The sequence below is a fragment of the Nostoc sp. genome, assembly GCF_036916655.1.
Lineage (GTDB): Bacteria > Cyanobacteriota > Cyanobacteriia > Cyanobacteriales > Nostocaceae > Nostoc.
In genome coordinates this window covers 1-2,275 of sequence record NZ_JBALFY010000083.1, presented here as the reverse complement: position 1 = coordinate 2,275, position 2,275 = coordinate 1, and the positions used below count along the sequence as shown (strand labels likewise).

At 41.6% G+C, this 2,275-nt stretch carries 1 protein-coding gene; it reads right to left on the bottom strand.

Annotated elements, in window-relative coordinates; translation table 11 throughout:
• Positions 1-177: 177 nt before the first annotated feature.
• Positions 178-1,908: a PAS domain-containing sensor histidine kinase gene (locus V7L31_RS23230; RefSeq protein WP_334698447.1), complete on the bottom strand. Its 1,731-nt coding sequence runs from the start codon at positions 1,906-1,908 to the stop codon at positions 178-180.
• Between the last annotated feature and the right edge of the window lie 367 nt (positions 1,909-2,275).

Genomic DNA, 2,275 nt, shown 5'->3' with positions numbered 1-2,275 from the left:
TCGAATGGCACTAAGAAAAGCTCTAAGCTATGTATGATAAGGGCTACAGCTTTAATGTTTTAGCTAAAGTACGCACTTGAAGTCATAGCTGTAATATTGCCAGGAGGAACTGTAGGAAAAATATTTTGCTTCTATCCAGATTCTAAAACATTACTATGCTGATATCGCAATCCCAAATCATTTGTCACAAACAAGATCCCCAACTTCCTGACGTTGTTGAATGAGGGGAATGCAAATGATAAACTCAGCACCAACTCCTAGTTGCGAAATGCATTCTAGAGAACCGCCATGCCTTTCTGTGATAATTTGGTGACTAATAGCCAGCCCCATCCCCGTACCTCGTCCAACGGGCTTGGTCGTAAAAAAGGGATTAAATATTTGCTTGAAAGCATCTTCTGGTATTCCCAGTCCGTTGTCGGCAATGCGAATTGTGACTTGATTTGGCGCTAGTAATTGGGTACGAATATAAATTCGGGGATTATCCGTTAAATTGTGTTTTTTTGTTGCCCACCGACTTGTAACCAATGAATCTTCTAAAGCATCGATAGCATTCACTAAAATATTCAGAAATACTTGGTTTAACTGCCCAGTATAACATTCAATCAAGGGAAGGTTGCCGTATTCTTTGAACAACTCAATTTTCGGGCGCTTGTCAGTAGCCTTGAGGCGGCTTTGGATGATCATTATCGTACTATCAATTCCCTGATGAATATCAACCTTTTTCATTTCCGCTTCATCTAAGCGTGAGAAAGTCCGCAATGATTGTACAATCTCTCGAATCCGCTCTGTTCCCATGATCATCGATTGGAATAATTTGGGTAAGTCTGACCTTAAGAAATCTAGTTCAATTAAATCTGCAAACTCATCAATTGCCTTGACTGATTGGGGATAATGTTTTTGGTAGATATCTAACAGTGAAAATAAATTTTGGGTGTATTCATCAGCCGGGTTCAGGTTGCCGTAAATAAAGCTAAGTGGGTTGTTGATTTCGTGTGCCACACCTGCAACTAGTTGACCCAAACTGGACATTTTTTCGCTTTGAATTAACTGAGTTTGGGTGTTTTGTAGTTTGTATAATGCTGTTTCTAGTTCTTGTGCTTGCTGTCGGAGGTCTGCTTCTGCTTGTTTACGTTCTGTGATATCTCGGAAATACCAAATTCTGCCGTAACAATCTCCAGTCGGCGAGCGCACTGCCGCAGAATAACGATCTAACGTCCGTCCATCCTTTAGCACAATTTCATCACGGCTGTTTTTCTCTGGATGCTGATACAGATATTCGACTTGAGCGAGAAATTCTGCTGGATTTTCTAGTAGGTCTAGGACACATTCTAGGAGTTGCCAGTCTGAACCAGTCTGGATTATTGCCGCAGGAATTTGCCATAAATAGGAGAAATGTTGATTGTATGATGCAATTTGACGATTTTCATCAATAATCAGAATGCCGTCGATTGAAGCTTCTTGTTGAGCTTGCAGCACAGCATTACTACGGCGCAGGGCAGCTTCTACCCGCTTTTGCTGTGTGAAATCACGAATAGTCCCAACTAAGAAATGATTACCTAGCTCATCTTCAAACAAACATTTTTTGGTCAGGCTTAAGTGTGTTACGCCATAGGAGTCTGTAAAAAATTCCTCATTTTCATCAGTTATGCCTGTAGTGAAAACCAGTTCATCTTTTTCCCAAAACACATCGGCTTCCGCTTTGGGAAAGAGATCATAGTCAGACTTGCCAATTAATTCTTCTTGGCTATGCCCGATGAAATTACAGAAGGCATTGTTAACTAGTATCCACTGATGTTGGTGGTTTTTGACAAAAATTGGGTCAGATATACCGTTGATCATCCGCAGCAGAAAAGCCAGCGAGAAGTTTTCCTTGTCAAAGGAGTCATTGAGAGATTTGCAATCATTCATACGCTCAGTCGCATCTAAAATCAAGCTAAAACTTAAACTAATAGCTATGCGTGTGTCAGCCTTAGTGATATTTATTATTCCCAGAGTTTTCGACAATTCATTAAACAGCTAGTCAGGCGCTCGCCTACACCACTCACTGACATATCGCAATCAATCCCCCAAACATTAGATGAGCTTGAAAGTCTTCCTTCACAAGGCTAGTTGGGGCTGAAGCTCAAAATGCACCTTGGGCTAGATAGCGCTGGGGACTTCTACAGTGAGTTAGTCTCCCAGCTTGGTGAGGCTATTGGGATAGCTGATGGTGAGCCTTACACAGAACGCATACCTGGGGCAGTGGCTATTCTTTGGGTTAAGTTTGCAGACGAGT

Coding starts and splice junctions, on each gene's coding strand:
- V7L31_RS23230 (WP_334698447.1), bottom strand. CDS start 1,908: ATGAATGATTGCAAATCTCTCAATGACTCCTTTGACAAGGAAAACTTC.